We start from the raw sequence: 17,718 nt of genomic DNA on the forward strand, positions 1-17,718 counted from the left end.
AATTCCTCATTGGCCGCTCCGACGCTGGGCGGCCTCGCGCAGCTGGGCGCGGAAGCCCTGCGTGTTCTGCGCTTTTTCAGCCTTGCCGACCATGTCGGCGGGGAAGGGCGCCCACAGCGACGGATCGGGCAGCAGGCCGTCGGCGGTCAGGCTGATGACGCCGTGGCGGCCATCGACCCAGCGCGTGTCCAGGTTGGCGGCACGGCGGCTTTCGGCCACGGCGCGGGCGACGAACTGGCCTTTCACCTGGCCCAGTTGGGCGCCCAGCGACGGGCTCTCGATTTCCGGCGTGGCGAAGATGTCGATGTTGCTGCCATCGGCGCCCCAGGCGGAGAGCGACAGTCGATCATCGATGCGCTCCACCACCGGCTGCACGAAGATCGCCGGGTCCACGTCGGGGATGCGGTCGCGCGGGTAGCCGTCGTCGCCGAGACGGTCGAGGTGCGGGCCCGGCGGGATGTACGGCGTGGCGATGTCCAGGGTAATGGTCAGCAGCGCATCGTCGGTGGCGCCGGCCAGGTCGCTGATGGTGTAGGTGAAGTAGTCCTTGAGCACCTGCCCCAGGCCTGCGGCTGCCAGCACCTCGCGGTTGGTCAGGTCGATGGTGTAGGTGTAGCTGCCGTCGGCATTGAGGACGAGCGTGCCGTAGCGCCCGGCAATCGGCTGGCCGATCACACCAGCAGTGCCGCTGCCGGTTTCCTGGCCGGTACGGATACCGGTGACGGTCAGCGAGTCGCCGCCATCCACGTCGCTGTCGTTGGGCAGCACGTTGCCGGTGGCTTGCGGGGCCGGCGTCTGGTCGGTGGCGCTGTTGCTGTCGTCGCGCGCCACCGGATTGTCGTTGGCGCCCTGGATGACCACCGTCAGGCGCGCGTCCGAAGTCGCGCCGGCAGTGTCGCGCATGCGGTAGGTGAAGACTTCCTGCAACTTCTCGTTGGCGCTGCGCATGGCCTGCACCGTGGGGTTGTCGTTGTCGACGCGGTATTCGTAGCTGCCGTCGGCATTGATGACCAGCTTGCCGTAGAGGCCTTGCAGTACGCTGCCGGCATTGACCGTGCTGCCGTTCTGGTTGGTGAAGTCCACGACCGACTTGGTTTCGCCGTACTGCACGCCGTCGACGTCGGTGTCGTTGTCCAGTACGTTGCCGCGCGGGTCGACGCCGGGGGTGCCGTTGTTCACGCCGCCAGCCTCGACGGCGGTGGCGGTATCGTCACTGGCGATGGGGGTGTCGTTGCGCCCGTCGATGGTGATGGTGAGCAGGCCGGGCGTGGCGCCGCCCCAGATGTCGGCGCCCAGGTAAGTGAACTTGTCCTGCAGGGTCTGGCCGCTGGCGCGCAGGGCTTCGACTTCGGGCAGGGTGTTGTCCAGGACGTAGCTCCAGCTGCCGTCCTGGCTGAGCGTCAGCGTGCCGTACTGGCCGCGCAGTGACTGGCCGGGCGCGGTGACAGTGGTGGAGGTCGGGCTGTCGCCGGCCCAGAAGGAGACCACGTGCATCACGTCCTGCGGGATGGTGGTGATGGTGTCCGGGTCGGTGTCGTTGGCCAGCACGTTGCCCGATGGGTTGCTGCCGGGCACGTTGTTGTGCAGGCCGCCGTCCTCCACGGAGGTGCCGAAATCGGGTGCGGTGACGGGCGGTTCGTTGCGTCCGCGGATCAGGATGATCAGCGTGGCCTGGTCGTTGAGGCCGCCATCGTCGGTCACCTGGTAAGTGAAGGATTCCAGGGCGAAGGCCAGCGGGCCGAGGGCGATGATGTCCGGGTTGGTGCTGTCGACGAAGTACTGGTAGCTGCCGTCGGCATTGATCACCAGGGTACCGAACGCGCCGACGATGGTCTGCGGGCTGCCGGGTGTGACCGCCACGGTGTTCACCTGCGAGCCCTCCGGGCCGACGGCGATGGTGGTGACGCGCATATGGTCGCCGGCATCGACATCGGTGTCGGCGCCGATGCCGGCGAAGATTCCGGTCAGGCCGGTGATCACGTTGCCGGTGGGGTTGCGCCCGCCACTGCCGTCGAGGTTGGCCACGGCGTAGTTGATGTCGTCGTTGGCCACCGGGGCGTCGTAGCGGCCTTCGATGGTGATGGTCAGTTGGGCGATGGAGCTGGCGCCGGCGGTGTCGTTCATGCGGTAGGTGAAGACTTCCACCAGCGAATCACCGGCCTTGAGCGCCTGCACGGCCGCCAGGTTGTCATTCACCACATAGCTGTACGTGCCGTCGGCGTTGACGGTCAGGGTGCCGTAGGCGCCCGCCGTGGCCACCGGGCCTGTGGAGACCTGGGTGAAGGTGCCGCCGGCGTTGATCACGCCGAGGGCGATGCCGTTCACCGCCTTGCCGTCGCCGGTGTCGACATCGGTGTCGTTGTTCAGGACATTGCCGCTGCCGGCCTGGCCGGGCGTGCCGTTGTTGGTGCCGCCGGCCTCGATGGCGGTGGCGGTGTCATTGGCGGCGATGGGGGTGTCGTTCTGGCCGTGGATGACGATGACGAAATCGGCCGTGGTGAAGCCGCCCTTGCCGTCGCTGACCGTGTAGCGGTAGGTCTCGACCAGTGTGTCGTTGAAGGTGCGCAGGCCTTGCACCGTGGCGTTGTTGTTGTCCACCACGTAGCTGAAGTTCCCCTGGGCATCGAGCGTGAGGCTGCCGTAGAGGCCGGCCAGTGCCTGGCCCACGGTGCCGCTGGTGGCGCCGTAGGTGATGGCGGAGATGTTCAGCGGGTCGCCTTCCGGATCGCTGTAGGCATTGCGGATGCTGCCGCTGGGGTTCAGGCCGGCAGTGGTGTTGTTCAGCCCGCCGGCTTCCTGCGCGCTGGTGCTGACATCCTGGACCACCGGCGGGTCGTTCACGCCCACGACAGTGATCACCAGCTGTGCCTGGTCGGTCAGGTTGCCGGTGTCGTGGATGCGGTAGGTGAAGATCACGTCCAGGCTCTGGTTGGCCGCCAGGGCGCGGATGGCCGGGTCGGCGCTGTTGACCACGAAGGTGAAGGTGCCGTCGTCGTTCAGGCTGAGCTCGCCGAAGTTGCCGCTGATGATGCTGCCGTTGGCCAGCCGGGCGACCGTGCCGGTGATGTTCGTGCTGATGCCGTTGACGACACCGGTCAGGGTGCCGCCGGCGCTTTCCAGGCCGGAGCGCACGCCATCGACCTTGAGCTTGTCGGCGTTGGGCCGGTCGAAGTTGTCGACGTCGGTGTCGGCGCCAACCCCGCCGACGCCCGCGACGACGTTGCCGCTGGTGTTGACCGGAAGCGAGCTACCGTCGCTGGAACCGGCGGTGGCGTTGGCGTGGTCATCCACTGCCACGGGCGCATCGTTGGCGCCCTGGATGGTGATGGTCAGGGTGGCGATGGCGCTCAGGCCGCCCTTGTCGGTGACCTGGTAGGTGAACACTTCGGTGAGGGTCTCGCCGGGCGACAAGGCATTGACGCGGGGATTGCTGTTGTCGACCACGTAGCTGTAGGACCCGTCGGCGTTCATCGTCAGGCTGCCATAGAGGACCTGCAGGGTCGCCGGCGCCCCGGGAGCCACCGGGAAGATGCGCCCGCCACCGATGCCGTCGTAGCGCACCAGGCTGACCGCCTTGGTCTCGCCGTAGGTCGGGGAGTCCACGTCGGTGTCGTTGAGCAGCACGTTGCCGATGGCGTCCGAGCCGGGACTGCCATTGTTGGTGCCGCCGGCTTCGACGGCGGTGCCCACGTCATTTTGCGCCACGGGCGTATCGTTGGCGCCGTGGATGTCGATGGTCAGGGACGTCGAACTGGTGGCGTTGCCGGTGTCGGTGACGAAGTAGCCGAAGGATTCGCGCAGCACGTCGCCGGCGCTACGCAGGGCCTGTACCGCGGCGTTGGTGTTGTCGACCACGTACTGGAAGCCACCTGTGGCCGTGATGTACAGCGTGCCGTAGCGGCCGGCAAGGGTGGTCACGCCGGTGGCCGCCACTGTCGCGAAACCGCCGATGGAGTTCTCCACGCGGGTGACCGTGAGCACGTCACCGTTGGTGGCGATGTCGACGTCGGTGTCGTTGCTCAGCACGTTGCCGGTCGGGTCGACGCCGGGGTCGGCATTGTTCAGGCCGCCGGCTTCGATGGCGATGGCGAGGTCGGGGTGGGCCACAGGCGCATCGTTCACCGGGTCGATGACGATGTTCAGGGTGTCGGTGTCTTTCAGGGCGTCGTCGGGGTTTTCGCCGGGGATGCCGTCGCCGTCCGCGTCACCGAAATTACCCTGGTCGTTGGTGACCATGGTCAGGGTTTCGGCATTGCGGGCGGTGTTGAAGTCTTGGTCGCCCTTGTAATAGATCTGGCTGAGCAGCACGTTGATCTGCTGCAGGGTGCCGGTGAGCACCAGGGTGCGACCGGCGCCGGCGGGCGGCGCGTCGTTTGGCCCCGGCGGCGTCCCTGTCTGCCAGAGCACGCCGTGTACCACGCTGAGGGTGACGGTCATGATGCCGTCGGCATTGCCGGCGTTGACGTCCACGTCGCTGGTGGTGAGGCCGACGATATGCAGCACGGTGTCTTCCTGGCCGTGCTGGTCGGTGACGGTGTTGATCGGCGCTTCGTTGATGTGCACGTAGCCGGCATCGGCGATGCCGACGGCGCCTTCGGCAAGGTTCAGGTTGATGTTGCCCAGGCCGACGGTGGAGGTCCCGGTGTCGGAGTCGACGCGCACGTGGAAGCGGTTGTTGCTCGCCTGGGCGAAGTTCTGCGCCACCGCCACGAGGTAGTTGCCCGAGGGCAGGATGGCGAACTGGTAGGTGCCGTCGGCCGCGGTCACGGTGTTGAACGTGCGGTCGTCGGCGTTGCCGAACACGCCGTCGTCGCCGGCCCAGGTCAGGGTCACGCCGATGCCGCCCAGGCCGGGGCCGTCGGGGGTCACGCTGGTGGTGGCGGACTTGGTGTCGTCCCACAGGGTGCCGCGTATCACGCCCATGCCGGCGCCGTCACTGAGCACGTAATCGTTCAGTCCGCCCGTGCCGTCCTCGCCGGTGCGCTCACCATCGACGCCGCCGGCGCCCAGCGGCACCGATCCGCCCCAACCGGCATTCTCGAAGCTGGTGGGCAGGCTGGTCCAGGTCAGCACCGCGGAGCTGTTGGCATCGTCTGGAACGATGGTGTTGGGCAAGGTGACGCTGTAGATCACCTGGACCTTGTCGTTGACGTTCAACTGGTCGAAGTTGAGCACCACCTGGCCGCCCACCACGCTGGCGGTGACGCCCGCCGGCAGGTTGCCGGTGGTGTAGCTGGTGCCGTTGATGACGATGCTCTGGATCGCGTAGTCGCTGCCGTTGGGGAACTGGTCGCGCAGCACGACGTTGTAGGCCGGCACTTCGCCGTTCTGGGTAAAGCTGACGGAGACGGTGGCGTTGGTCGTGCCGGCCACACTGCCGGCGGCGATGTCGATGACCGACTTGTCCATGCCGGTGAAGCTCGGCTCCACCACGTGCTCGAAGATCGTGGCGCTGTGGCCGCGATCGACCCCGGCGCCGGCGCCGACGTGTTCGAACACGTTCATGCTCAGTTGCGCGCCACTCTGGTTGCTGGCGATGTTGGCGACGCGCACGTTGAATTCGAGGATTACCCCTTCGATGTCGCCGTCGTTGATCTCGGTGTTGGAAAGGTTGCCGAGGTTGAAGGTGATGGTCCGGCCATCAGGGGAGATCTGCAGGCGCCCGCTGTTGATGTTGAAGATGCCGGTGGGTTTGTCGCCCGAGAGGTCCGGGTGGATCGGCAGCGAGACGTCGCTGTTCTGGTTGCCGAACATGATCAGCGAGCCGCCGCTGATCAGGTTGGTGGCGTCCGTCGTGAGCCCGCCGGTGCTGGAACCCAGCGCGATGAGGATGTTGTTGAGGTCGGCGGGGATGAATTCCAGCCCGGGAGCCAGTTCGATGCGGATCTGGTAGTTGGTGTTTTCACCGGTGGGTACCACCACCGCCACGCGGTAGCGGATGATCTCGCCGACCACCACGGTTTCTTCCAGGCCGGCGGTGTCGGTGGCGCCCGAGGAATTGGTCGCCGGCGGCGTGGCGTCGAGGCCGCCGACGCGGGAGACCTGGATGCCGTTGGTGACGGGAATGAACAGTGTGTTGAGCTGCCGGTAGTCGTTGAGTACCCCGGAATTGAGCAGTCCGTCGTCGCCGCCGCGTTCGCCGGCGCCGGTGTCGGTGGTGTTGCTCAGGCCGTCCAGGCTGGTCCAGCGCACCACGACGTTGTTCGAAATGACCGCCTGGCCGGCTGCGGTGGAGTTCACCACGCCCGACAGGGAAATGACGATGCTGCCGCCATTGGCGATATCGATGTTGGCGCCGTTGGCGGTGACCAGCTGGCCGTTCTGGATGATGAAGTCCGCGCCGCCGTTGGCGGTGGCACCGCCGTTGTAGACCTTGCCGGTGATGATGATGTTGTCCATCTGCGTGGGCAGGACGTTCAGCAGGCTGAGATCGAAGGCATTGGTGCCGGAGTTGTTGCTGATGGTGATGGTGTAGGTGACCGTGTCGCCTTCGTCGAAACCGCCGTAGGTGGGGGTGGAGGTGACTTGCTGGCTTACCGTCAGGGTCGGCTCGACGATGGTCACCGAGGGCTGCTGCGGGCTGGCGACGATGCGGTCCACTGCCGTGGCGCCGTTGGGGGTGTCGCCGTCGGGATCGCTGTAGGTCAGCTGTGCGCCGTTGTTCAGGGTGACGCCCTGCTGGTTGCCCTGCACGTTGCTCGCCACCAGCACCAGGCGGATGACGAAGGCGTTGTTGCCGATGTTGTTGTCCGCCGTGGCGCCGGCGGCACTGAACACCAGGTTGAGGTCGCCGCCATCGCTGCCGTCGCCGCTGAAGGTCAGCACATTGACGTTGCCGGCGAAGTCCTGGCCCAGCGCGCCACTGCCAGCGACCGTGGTGATGATCTGGTAGCCGGCGCCGCCGAAGGCCGAGAGGTCCAGGCGCAGGCCCGGCGGGATCAGGTCGGACAGGCGCAGGTTGGCGGTGCTGCCTTCGGGCAGCGTGACCACGATGTCGTAGGTCATCTTCTCGCCGATCACCAGGTTGCTGCCGCTGGTGTGGCCGGCGCTGGAGTCGTCGTCGGTGAGGCTGCCGTTCTGGTAGGTCTTGGTAATGGTCGGCGCGGCCACCTGCTGGTTGGCGACTTCGACGATGTCCACCGGGGTGAAGTCCTGGCCGCCCTCGACGCTGGCGTAGTTGGTCAGCGCGGCGCTGCTCTGCAGGGTGCGCGAGGCGAGGATGGCGTTGCTCACGGTGACGTCGTAGGTGATCACCACGACGTTGGCGCCGGAGAGGTCGTTGGTGGTGCCGGCGCGGCCGGCGAGCAGGGTGCCCTGGTTGTTGGCGTCGAGGAAGGTGATGCTGTTGCCGCTGATGCTGTAGTCGACGCCCTGCACCAGCAGGGTGCCATCGCCGCGATGGATCTGCAGGTTGGCGGTCGACAGGCTGCCGCCGACGAAGGCCAGGCCAGCCGGCAGTGTGATGCTGGTGGCGACGTCGTAGGCGTTGCCGCCGCCGCTGTTCTTGATGGCCGTGGCCAGGCGCAGGGTGTCGGCGCCGTCGATGCCGCTGACGTTGCCGTCGACGGCCGCCAGGCTGGTCACGCTGCCGCTGAAGGGCACGCCGGTGGTGCCCGGCTGGGCCCAGGTGCCGGTGGTCCCGGTAACCGTGCCGTGGGTGGTGGAAACCACGCCGTGCTTGATGTCCAGCACCGGCTCGGCGACCGATTCGATGACCGCGACATCCGAGGAAATCAGCGGCGTCTTGTCGATGGTGGTGGTCTGGCTGGACTGCGCCAGCACGTCGAGTTCGCGCTGGTCGGCATAGGGCTGGTCGCCGACCACCATGGTGAAGCGCACCTGCACGGTGCCGCCGTTGAGGCCGCCGGAAACGTAGTTGCCGAAGTCGAAGATGATCGAGTTGCCCGCTCCGGTGGTGACGCTGTCGGGCACGTCGAGGATGGTGTTGCCGGCGCCGAAGCTCCACTGGCCGACACCGTTGCCGATGCTCCAGTTGATGCCGGCCGCGTTGAGCAGCGGCAGCGGCAGGTAGGCGGTGAGCTTGAAGTTCTCGTAGTCCGCCACCAGCAGGTCGTAGGTGATGGTGAAGGTGACCACGTCACCGGGACGCAGCTCGCCGTTGGCCGGCGGGTTGCCGCCGTTCACCTGGGTCAGCGTGATATCGATGTTGGAGGTGTCGATGGTGCTGGTGGTGCCGGAGCCGTCGGTCTGCTCGCCGCCGATGTTCAGCGAGTCGCGCAGCACGGTGGCATCCACCGTTGCGTTGTTGCTGACGCTGTCGCCCTCGTTGAGCTGGTCATGGGGCGGGTGGTCGGAGGTGTAGGTGGTGTCGATGGTCGCGTCGTAGACCAGGGTCAGGCGGGTGGCGCCTTCCTGCACGTCATCGTCCCAGAGATCGCCGAACAGCGCGTAGAGGCCGGGCCCCTGGATGGCGGCAGCGATGGAAGCGCCGATGTCGAAGACCAGCGTGGTGCTGCCGTCGGCGTTCACCGTGGCGGTGTAGATCACCGGGATGACCTGCGACGTGCCATGTTGCTGGATGACGATGCTCGGAGCGTTGGCGGCCGAGAAGGTCTGGCCGTCGCTGAGCAGGTCGGTGACGGTGAAGCGGCCCTGGCCGAGGATGTTCTGGCCGAAGGCGTAGAAGTCGGAGATGGCCACGTCCATGGTGTAGCGCAGGGTGTCGCCGGGCGTGATGCCGGGGGTGCCGACGTCGGTCTGCAGGTTCACCGTCTTGAGCAGGGTAATCGACTTGGCGACGAAGGTGATGCCCGCGCCGTCGCCGGTAACGGTGAACGGGTAGCCATCGGGGTCGGTCGGGCGATCGCGCACATCCAGCGGGTTCCAGTCGCCGCTCACGGTGGCGGTGCCGAAGGTGATGGTGCGCGGGTTGCCCGTGGCAGGGTCGAGCACCGGCCGCCCGGCTGCGTCGATCTCCGGCACGTAGAAACCGACCGTGGTGGTGCTGGCTGCGCTCAGGGTGTCGTAGTGGATGGTGTAGCTGGCGACGAAGGCGTTGGGGTTGTTCAGCGCCGCGGCTATCAGCGTCGGGTTGGTCAGTACCGTGCCGTCGTGCAGGGTGATCGAGGTCAGGGTGCCGCCGGCGCCGGGGGTGATGGAACTGACGTGAACCTGGTCGGGCACCGTCTGGGTGACGGTCACGTTGGTCAGGGTCTGGCCGGGGGCGGGGGTCACGGTCACCGTTTCGGTGCGGGTGAAGTTCGGCCCGGTGACCGTCTCGCCCTCGGGCATGTCCACCGTCTGGGTCACCGACAGCAGGGTCGGGGTGACCACGAAGCTGTGCAGCGCAGCCTCCACCAGCGTCGGGTCCTGGGCGGGGTTGTTCAGCGAGTCGTTGCCGTACTCGAAGCCGCCGCGGGCATTGATGGTGAGGTTGGGTGCGCCGTCGGAATAGCTGGTGTCGGCCAGGTTGCTCAGCTGTGCGGTGACCTGGATGCCGATGGCCGGCTGGCCGCTGGTGACGCTGGCGTAGGGCAGTTGCAGCACCACCATCTGGTCGCCGGCCTTCATGCCGACGCTGGCGGCGTTGATCACCAGGGCGTTGCCGTTGGCATCCTTGGCCAGCGGGTGGGTGGCGTTGCCATTGGCATCGAAGGTGATCACATAGCTGGTCACCGCCTGGCCCAGGTAGGTGGCGGAAACGAAAGTGGCGCCGTCATTGCCGTCGCGGCCGGTGGCCGGCATGAACAGGTCGATGTAGGGCGCAAAGCCGACCTGAGTGGACGGGTTGCTGAAGTTGACGTCGAAGGTGAACGTATCGCCCAGGCGCACCGCCGCGCCGCCGCTGCCCATGGTCACGGTGGGGCTGGCGTCGGCCAGCAGGCCCTGGAAGCTCACCAGGGTATCGGCGCTCAGGGCGATGGACTTGTCCACGTCGCCCGCGCGCACCTCCAGGTTCCAGTCGCCGCCGGCGCTGCTGGAACCGGTGGCGTTGCTGGAGGCGCCGACGTCGGCACCGGTCCAGCGCGCCAGCTCGTTGACCAGCGCCTGCCCGGCGCTGCCCGCGCCCACGTCGCAGCCGTAGAGCTGGATGTCCGCACCGGCATTGAGCTCGCCGCGCCAGGCGCTCAGGCGATCGCCGAGCTGGTCGACGCTCTGGCTGGTGAAGGTCTGGTTGCCCAGGGTGAACTGGCCGGTGGCGCCGTGGGAGAAGATCTGGATCGAGTCGACCTTGCCCAGTTGCGTCAGCGCGTTGCTGATGGCCGCGATGGCGTCCTGCCCGGCGTCGACCACCAGCGCGGTGGTGCCCACCGGCAGGTTGGCGGCGAGCTGGTCGCGGTTTTCCAAGCGGGCATCGATCACCACCAGGTTGCGCGGCGCCGCCTGGGCGGGGGCTGCCGCCTGGGCACGCGCCTCGACGGCGGTGGCCGGCTTGGCCGTGTCCTTCGCCTCGGCGGCGGTGCTGTCGTGATGCTGCTGATCGACGGCCGCAGCGGCTGCGCCGTCGAACAGGATACGTTGTTCCAGCGCCAGGGCGTGGGCGGCTGGCTGGAAGAGCTTCGAGCGGTATTTGGCCTGCATTTCCCTAATTCCGGCTGGTCAATCCACAGAGAAAAAGCAGTCCTACGCATATCTGCTTACGGAATTGACGCTAGTCGGGATTGGAATTTTCGCCAGCAGAACAGATACATAAGCGACAAATAGAAGCGGTTTTTGTCTCAGATATGTAACAGTCTTCCTACAAGACATCGTCTGCAGGCCTTGGGAAACGCGGCTCCCCGGCGGAAGCCCGAAGTAGAGCCGATGACGGTGCAGGAAACTGTCCTGGGAGTCAGTCGGTTTTTTTCCAACCGCTGATGGGCTGGCACCGTTCGGAAAGCGCCGCCTATGCTGAGTCGTCCATTCCCGCTCCGGCTCGCGCCGGCGTCCTCGTGTTTCGTCTCCTGGAGACTCGCCATGAACCTGCATCTGTCCGACAAGCTCGCCCTGGTCAGCGGTTCGACCAAGGGCATTGGTTTCGCCATCGCGCAGGGCCTGGCCCGCGAAGGGGCGAGGGTGATCCTCAATGGCCGCAGCCAGTCCTCGGTGGACGACGCCCTGGCGCGAATCCGCGATGGGCAGGCTGATGCGAAGGTCGAGGGCTTCGCCGGTGACCTGTCCGACCCACAGCAGATTGCCGCGCTGGTGAAGCGCTACCCGGCGGTGGATGTGCTGGTGAACAACCTCGGCATCTTCGATCCCAAGCCCTTCGAGGAGATACCCGACGAGGACTGGGTGCGCTTTCTGGACGTCAATCTGCTTTCCGGCGTGCGGCTGTCGCGCGCCTACCTGCCGGGGATGAAGCAGAAGAACTGGGGGCGGGTGGTGTTCATCAGCAGCGAGAGTGGGCTGGTGATTCCGGTGGAGATGATCCATTACGGCGTCACCAAGACTGCCCAGCTGAGCCTGTCCCGCGGGCTGGCGGAAACCTGCGCCGGCACCGGGGTGACGGTGAACGCGGTGCTGCCGGGGCCGACCGCCTCGGAGGGCGTCAACGAATTCGTGGAAAAGCTCTCCGGCGGCCAGCCGTTCGAGGCGTTCGAAGCGGAGTTCTTCCGCAGCGCGCGGCCCAGTTCGCTGCTGCAGCGCTTCGCACGCCCTGAGGAGGTGGCCAATCTGGTGGTCTACGTCTGCTCCGAAGCCTCTTCGGCCACCAATGGCGCGGCCTTGCGGGTGGACGGCGGCGTGGTGCGCTCGCCGTTCTGAGTCAGTCGGCGCTGCGGCTTTCGAATTCCAGCCCCAGCGCCAGGTCGCCACAGCCGAGCCGGCCGAGCCACTGTTGCGCTTTCGGGCCTGCCAGGTGCGCGTCAAGCTCGGCCTGGCTGGCCCAGCGGGTGAGCACCTGCCAGCGGTCGGCGGCCAGCTCCTGCAACTCGCTGCCCTGGCAGCCGGGTTGCTGGCGGACCTGGATGACCAATTGACTGAGATGTTCGCCCAGCGCGGCAGCCTGGCCGGGGAATGCCTGGACGCGAACGATGGCAATGGCGGACGGGGACATGGCGAGGCTCCTTCTGCAATGGATGGCCATTGGGCGCTGGCGCCGGTAGCCGGTAAAGGCCGGAACCGGCTTTCAAAACCGATGCTGGAAGGTTACGGCCGCGCCGTCTGCGCATGAACGGCCAATTCCCGGAAAAACTGTTGGGCCAATGCGGCCTTGTGTAGCGCATAACCCGTTCCGGGTTATGCGCCTTAGGTGAATGACCTGTAGGAGCGAGCTTGCTCGCGAACGGGATCGCGCCGTGCCGTGCGGTTCGCGAGCAAGCTCGCTCCTACTAAGGCCCGATGCAGTGCGTAGGAGCGGACTCCGTCCGCGATCGATTCCCCGCGGCTCCGAGCCTGCCGGTGGCACATCGCGGACAGAGTCCGCTCCTACGCTCGCCGGGTGCGCGGGCTCAGCCCAACTGCTGCAGCAGGTCGCGAACCTTGTCCAGCGCCGGGTCGATGTCCAGTGTGTCGATGGCGCCGAAGCCCAGCAGCAGCCCGTCGCGCACCGGCACCTGGTGGTGGAAGGGCGCCAGCCCGTAGAGGCCGACCTCGACCTTGCGTGCCAGCTCGGTGAGCAGCGCCACGTTGAGCGGTTGGCGCAGCAGCGCGGTGAGGTGGAAGCCGGCCACCGAGGGCACCGCTTCCAGCCAGGGCGACAGGTCGCCCGCCAGCCGTGCCAGGATGCGTTCGCGGCGCCCGGCATAGATGCCGTGGCAACGGCGGATGTGCTTGAGCAGGTAGCCCTCGCTGATGAACTTGGCCAGCGCCCACTGCGGCAGCGTCGAGCTGTGCCAGTCGCAAATCTGCCTCGCTCGCACCAGCGCGGGGAACAGGCTGCGCGGCGGGATCAGGTAGCCCAGGCGCAGTTCGGGGAGCAGTACTTTGGAAAAGGTGCCGATGTAGGCCACCACGCCATGGCGGTCGAGGCTCTGCAGCGCGTCGGTGGGCCGGCCTTCGTAGCGGAATTCGCTGTCGTAGTCGTCCTCGATCACCAGTGCGCCCAGCTCCAGCGCCCGCGCCAGTAACGCCTCGCGCCGTGCCGGGCTCATCGGCATGCCCAGCGGGAACTGGTGCGACGGCGTGGTGTAGATCATCCGCGTCCCGGTGGGGATCAGGTCGACGCAGATGCCTTCGGCATCTACCGGCACGCTGGCCACCTCGGCGCCGAGGGTCTGGAAGATCAGCCGCGCCGGGGTGTAGCCGGGGTCTTCCATGGCTACCTTGTCGCCGGGGCGGAGCAAGACCCGGGCGAGCAGGTCCAGCGCCTGCTGCGCGCCGTTGCAGACCATCACATCGTCCAGCTGGCAGTTCACGCCACGGGCATAGGAGATGTGCCGGGCGATGCCGTCGCGCAACGGGGCGATGCCTTCGGGCGCGCTGTAGTGCCCGCGCAGGCCGGTCATCTGGCGCATGGCGTGGTTCACGCAGCGCCGCCATTCTTCCTGCGGGAATTGTAATTGTGTGGTGGCGCCGCCGATGAAGTCGGCCTTGGCGGTGCCTTCGGCGCCGGGGTGGCGCAGGCGCGTGTCAAGGTTGGCCCAGCGATCGATGTTGTCCTGGCTGGCGAAGCGCACGCTGTCCTGGCGCCGGTCGTGGCGTGGCAGGCGGGTGTTGACGAAGGTGCCGCTGCCGATCTTGCCCACCAGGATGCCTTCGTAGGTGAGCTGGGCGTAGGTGTCGGAGATGGTCTTGCGCGAGATGCCGAGCTGCTCCGCCAGCAGGCGGCTGGGTGGCAGGCGGGTGCCGGCGGCGAGGCGGCCGGAGTCGATGGCTTCGCGCAGTTGGCGATAGAGTTGCCCGGCGAGATCCTTCTGGCCGTGGATGATCAGGTGCAGCTCCAAGGGCAAGCTCCGGGGCAGGGTGGTTGCGCAAGCGTAGCGCTGGCGCGTGGCCCGGTGAAGTTGCGTGGTGGAATTCGCCGGTATTGGACACCTGCGCCGGCAAGGGGGCGGCGCACAATGGCCGGGTCAACTTCTGGAGTGCCGTCATGGAACCGCGTCTGGATTACTACACTGCCTCGCCGGAAGCGCTGAAGGCGGTGCTGGCGCTGGAAGCCGCCATCTTCGAACTGTCCGTGGAAAAACCGTTGCTGGAGCTGGTGCGCCTGCGGGTGTCGCAGGTGAACAACTGCGCCTTCTGCGCCGACATGCACGCCATGGAAGCCCGTCGTAACGGGGAGACCGAGCGGCGCCTGTTCGCCGTCAGCGTCTGGCGCGAGTCGCCGTTCTTCACCGAGCGCGAACGGGCGGCGCTGGCCTGGTGCGAGTCGGTGACGCTGTTGTCCGAGTCGAAGGTGCCGCTGGAGGTTTTCCAGCTCGCCCGCGAGCAGTTCAGCGAACGCGAACTGGTTGACCTTACCGTGGCCATCGGCGCGATCAACGTGTGGAACCGCCTGGGCGTCTCCTTCCGCCAGCAGCCGCCGGCTTGAACAGGCGCGACGTTGGCTGCTCTATGTAGGAGCGAGCCTGCTCGCGAAAGGAGTTCCAGGCAGCGGCAGTGTTGAGGCTATTCGCGAGCAAGCTCGCTCCTACAGGATATCGTGCGGCGTAGTGGCAGGCAGCACAGCGCGCCGATCAGCAAAGCGCTGGCGGCAGCCCCCAGGGCCGGAATGAAGCTGCCGGTCAGCCCGCGCAGGGTGCTGGCGGCCAGTGGCCCGACGATCTGCCCGACGCCATACAGCGCCGTCATCGCCGCCAGCATGTTGAAGCGCACCTGCGCGGCCACCGCGCGAGCCGCCGGCATGGCAATGGTCACGGTGCCCATGAAGCTGCCGCCCACCAGCACCGCGCTGCCCAGATAAAGGAAGGCGGACTCGCCCAGTGCCGGCAGCATCACACCGATGGCCTGCACCAGCAGGTTCAGCGCCAATGCGCGACGACTACCGAGCCTCAGGTGCAGCCGATGCCAGAGGAAACACGAGGGTGCCGCACCCAGGCCGAACGCGGCCCAGACCTGCAGCGGGTCGATGGCGCCCAGGCCGCTCTTCATCAGCAAGGGCAGGTAGGTGGCGGTGATGATGTAGCCGAAGCCGGCCAGGCCGTAGATGAGCAGGATGATCGGCGCAGACAGCTGCGGCACTGGCCCCACACCGGTCGCTGCGTGATGCGGCATGGCCGGCGCTTCGCGACTGAGCGCAGGCGCTGCCAGCAGCGACAGCACCAGCCCGGCCAGCGCCAGCACGCACCAGATCGCCGCGCTGCCCAGGCCGAAGGCGTTGCCGGCGGCGATCAGTTCCGCCGAGACCAGGATGCCGATCCCCACGCCGGCGAACATCATGGGTGCGCCATGGCTTTCGCCCATGCGCTGCAACAGCCACTGCGCGGCGCTGACCAGCGCCATGGCGCTGAGCACGCCGGCCAGCAGGCGCACGCCGATGGCAAACCAGGCGGGCGCCGGAGTGGCCATGGCGGCGAGGGTGGCCAAGGTGCCGACCAGGGCGATTGCGCAGATACGCGCGGCATGCCGTTCGTGGCTGCGTGACAGCAGCAACGCGCCGAGCAGGTAGCCAGCGTAGTTGGCCGAGGCCGCCAGGGAGCCGCCGGTAACGTCGAGCACGCCGTCGCGCACCATCAGCGGGTAGAGCCCGGTGAAGGCGAAGCGACCGAAGCCCATGCCGACCGCCAGGATCAGCGCCGCCGACAGTGCCGCAGGCAGACGGCGAGTGCGGCTCATGGGCGTGCCTCCAGGGTTTCCCGCCAGCGCTGGAAGGCGCCGGTGGCATAGCCGTCGCGCCAGATCAGCAGGGTGTCCACTTCCAGTAGCGGCACCACCTGCAGGGCCGGCATTTCCCGTTGCAGTTCAAGCACCGAGCGTGGCAGCACGCCGATGCAGGAACCGGCGTTCACGCAGGCGAGGATGCCGTGGTAGGAGCCCACTTCCTGCACCGCCAGCGGCGCGCCCTTGAGCCAGCCCTCCGCCAGTTGGCGGTAGGTGCAGCCACGGGTGAAGCCGGCCAGGGTACGAATCTGCACGTCCTCCGGCCCGCGTACCGGTGGATGGTTACCCGGCAGCACCAGCAGCAGCTCTTCGCGGAATACCGCTTCTGCGCGCAGGCCGCGTTCCAGCTTCGCTTCGAAGCCCGGTTCAGCGCGGAGGATGTCCGGGTGGGCGATCAGGGCGCAGTCCAGTTGGCGGTTCAGCACCTCGCCGAGCAGCTTCTGGCTGTGTCCGGTGCTGACCTGCAACTCCACCTCCGGCCAGGCGCGATGGAAGCGTGCCAGCGGTTCGGGCAGGCGGCTGGCGGCAGAGGCCTCCATGCTGCCCAGGCGCAGGCTGCCGGTGGCGTTGTGCGGGTGCAGTGACTGGCGCGCCTCGCTGGCCAGGGCCAGCAATTGCTCGGCGTAGCGAAGGAATTCGCGGCCCTGGTCGGTCAATGCCATGCGCTTGCCGTCGCGCAGGAACAGCGCGGCGCCAAGGTCTTCCTCGAGCTGGCGGATGCGCGTGGTGACGTTCGACTGCACGCGCTGCAGGCGGGCCGCGGCGCGGGTGACGCTCTGTTCCTCGGCGACGCAACGGAAGATTTCCAGGCTGGAGAGATCCATGATTGATCTTCAATTGAGAATAAGTTGCCGTTAATATTCTCTTTGTGAGATTGTTGGTCAAGTGAAAATCAGCCAGGCGGCCCTGTCGCTGGCTCCGCCCCCGAGGACCCCGTCATGCCCATCACCGAACTGCTCGGCATCCAGCACCCCATCATCCAGGCGCCCATGGTCGGCGTGTCCACCCCGGCGCTGGCCGCGGCGGTGTCCAATGCCGGCGGGCTGGGTTCCATCGGCCTGGGCGCGAGCAATGCAACCCAGGCCCGCGCCCTGCTGGAGCAGACCCGCGCGCTGACCGACAAACCACTCAACCTAAACCTGTTCTGCCATCGCCCGGCCGTGGCGGACCCGGCGCGCGAGGCGGCCTGGCTGGAGCATCTGCGCCCGCTGTTCGCCGAGTTCGATGCGCAGCCGCCGCAGAAGATCACCGAGATCTATCGCAGCTTCCTGGCTGATCCGGACATGCTGGAATTCCTCATCGAGGCGCGTCCGGCCGTGGTCAGCTTCCACTTCGGCCTGCCGCCGAAGAGCTGGATCGGTCGCCTGAAGGCCGCCGACATCCGTCTGCTGGCGACTGCCACCTGCCTGGAAGAGGGCCGCGCCATCGAGGCGGCGGGCATCGATGCGATCGTCGCCCAGGGCTATGAAGCCGGCGGCCACCGAGGCGTGTTCGAGCCGGAGAAGGACGCGCGCATCGGCACCTTCGCGCTGGTCCGCACGCTGGTAAAAGGCACAGGCCTGCCGGTGATCGCGGCGGGTGGGATCATGGATGGGCAGGGCATGCGCGCGGTGTTCGAACTGGGTGCGCAGGCGGTGCAGATGGGCACGGCGTTCATCTCCGCCAATGAATCCTCGGCCAACGCTGCGTTCAAGGCGGCGCTGCGTGGCGAGCGTGGGGAGCGCACCGAGGTGACGGCGGCGATTTCCGGCCGCGCCGCTCGCGGGATGATGAATCGGCTGTTCACCGACCTGGGCAGCGCGGATGCGCCGGCGCTGCCGGACTACCCCATCACCTATGACGCGGCCAAGGCGTTGACCGCCGCGGCCACCGCCAAGGGCAACAGCGATTTCGCCGTGCAATGGGCCGGGCAGGGCGCGCCGCTGGCGCGGGAAATGCCGGCGGCGGATCTGGTGGCCACTCTCATGGCCGAGTTCCGTATTGGCACAGACCTGTAGGAGCGCCCCATGGGCGCGA

At 67.3% G+C, this 17,718-nt stretch carries 8 protein-coding genes; 3 read left to right on the plus strand and 5 right to left on the minus strand.

What is annotated here, in order from left to right:
* Window positions 1–6 precede the first annotated feature (6 nt).
* Complete coding sequence (locus UB43_RS20410) at window positions 7–10,542, minus strand: VCBS domain-containing protein (RefSeq protein ID WP_045214585.1); 10,536 nt, start codon at window positions 10,540–10,542, stop codon at window positions 7–9.
* A 375-nt stretch (window positions 10,543–10,917) separates the two neighbouring features.
* On the opposite strand from UB43_RS20410, the gene UB43_RS20415 reads away from it, so the two are divergent.
* On the plus strand, window positions 10,918–11,706 hold the full coding sequence (locus tag UB43_RS20415; protein WP_045214587.1) for an SDR family NAD(P)-dependent oxidoreductase: 789 nt from the start codon (window positions 10,918–10,920) through the stop codon (window positions 11,704–11,706).
* Between the two features lies 1 nt (window position 11,707).
* Here UB43_RS20415 and UB43_RS20420 read toward each other — a convergent pair whose 3' ends face one another.
* Window positions 11,708–11,998: a putative quinol monooxygenase gene (locus UB43_RS20420; protein WP_045214590.1), complete on the minus strand. Its 291-nt coding sequence runs from the start codon at window positions 11,996–11,998 to the stop codon at window positions 11,708–11,710.
* Window positions 11,999–12,392: 394 nt separating this feature from the next.
* Entirely contained in the window at window positions 12,393–13,826 is a 1,434-nt protein-coding gene (locus UB43_RS20425) for a PLP-dependent aminotransferase family protein (protein WP_045214593.1), read from the minus strand.
* Window positions 13,827–13,972: 146 nt separating this feature from the next.
* On the opposite strand from UB43_RS20425, the gene UB43_RS20430 reads away from it, so the two are divergent.
* Complete coding sequence (locus UB43_RS20430; RefSeq protein WP_045214595.1) at window positions 13,973–14,413, plus strand: carboxymuconolactone decarboxylase family protein; 441 nt, start codon at window positions 13,973–13,975, stop codon at window positions 14,411–14,413.
* Between the two features lie 77 nt (window positions 14,414–14,490).
* Here the strand turns inward: UB43_RS20430 and UB43_RS20435 are convergent, their stop codons facing one another.
* Window positions 14,491–15,657, minus strand: coding sequence for a YbfB/YjiJ family MFS transporter (locus UB43_RS20435; protein WP_045214598.1), 1,167 nt, complete (start codon window positions 15,655–15,657; stop codon window positions 14,491–14,493).
* Complete coding sequence (locus UB43_RS20440) at window positions 15,654–16,526, minus strand: LysR substrate-binding domain-containing protein (RefSeq protein WP_045214600.1); 873 nt, start codon at window positions 16,524–16,526, stop codon at window positions 15,654–15,656. The genes UB43_RS20435 and UB43_RS20440 overlap by 4 nt, the downstream gene beginning before the upstream one ends.
* A 114-nt stretch (window positions 16,527–16,640) precedes the next feature.
* Between UB43_RS20440 and UB43_RS20445 the strand changes: the two genes are divergently transcribed.
* Window positions 16,641–17,699: a nitronate monooxygenase family protein gene (locus tag UB43_RS20445; protein WP_045214603.1), complete on the plus strand. Its 1,059-nt coding sequence runs from the start codon at window positions 16,641–16,643 to the stop codon at window positions 17,697–17,699.
* Window positions 17,700–17,718 lie beyond the last annotated feature (19 nt).

The organism is Pseudomonas sp. 21 (assembly GCF_000955805.1).
Classification (GTDB): Bacteria; Pseudomonadota; Gammaproteobacteria; order Pseudomonadales; family Pseudomonadaceae; genus Pseudomonas.

What these genes read in the sequence shown, in the direction of transcription:
- UB43_RS20445 (WP_045214603.1), top strand. Translation starts at nt 16,641, where the DNA reads ATGCCCATCACCGAACTGCTCGGCATCCAGCACCCCATCATCCAGGCG.
- UB43_RS20410 (WP_045214585.1), bottom strand. Translation starts at nt 10,542, where the DNA reads ATGCAGGCCAAATACCGCTCGAAGCTCTTCCAGCCAGCCGCCCACGCC.
- UB43_RS20440 (WP_045214600.1), bottom strand. Translation starts at nt 16,526, where the DNA reads ATGGATCTCTCCAGCCTGGAAATCTTCCGTTGCGTCGCCGAGGAACAG.
- UB43_RS20420 (WP_045214590.1), bottom strand. Translation starts at nt 11,998, where the DNA reads ATGTCCCCGTCCGCCATTGCCATCGTTCGCGTCCAGGCATTCCCCGGC.
- UB43_RS20435 (WP_045214598.1), bottom strand. Translation starts at nt 15,657, where the DNA reads ATGAGCCGCACTCGCCGTCTGCCTGCGGCACTGTCGGCGGCGCTGATC.
- UB43_RS20415 (WP_045214587.1), top strand. Translation starts at nt 10,918, where the DNA reads ATGAACCTGCATCTGTCCGACAAGCTCGCCCTGGTCAGCGGTTCGACC.
- UB43_RS20430 (WP_045214595.1), top strand. Translation starts at nt 13,973, where the DNA reads ATGGAACCGCGTCTGGATTACTACACTGCCTCGCCGGAAGCGCTGAAG.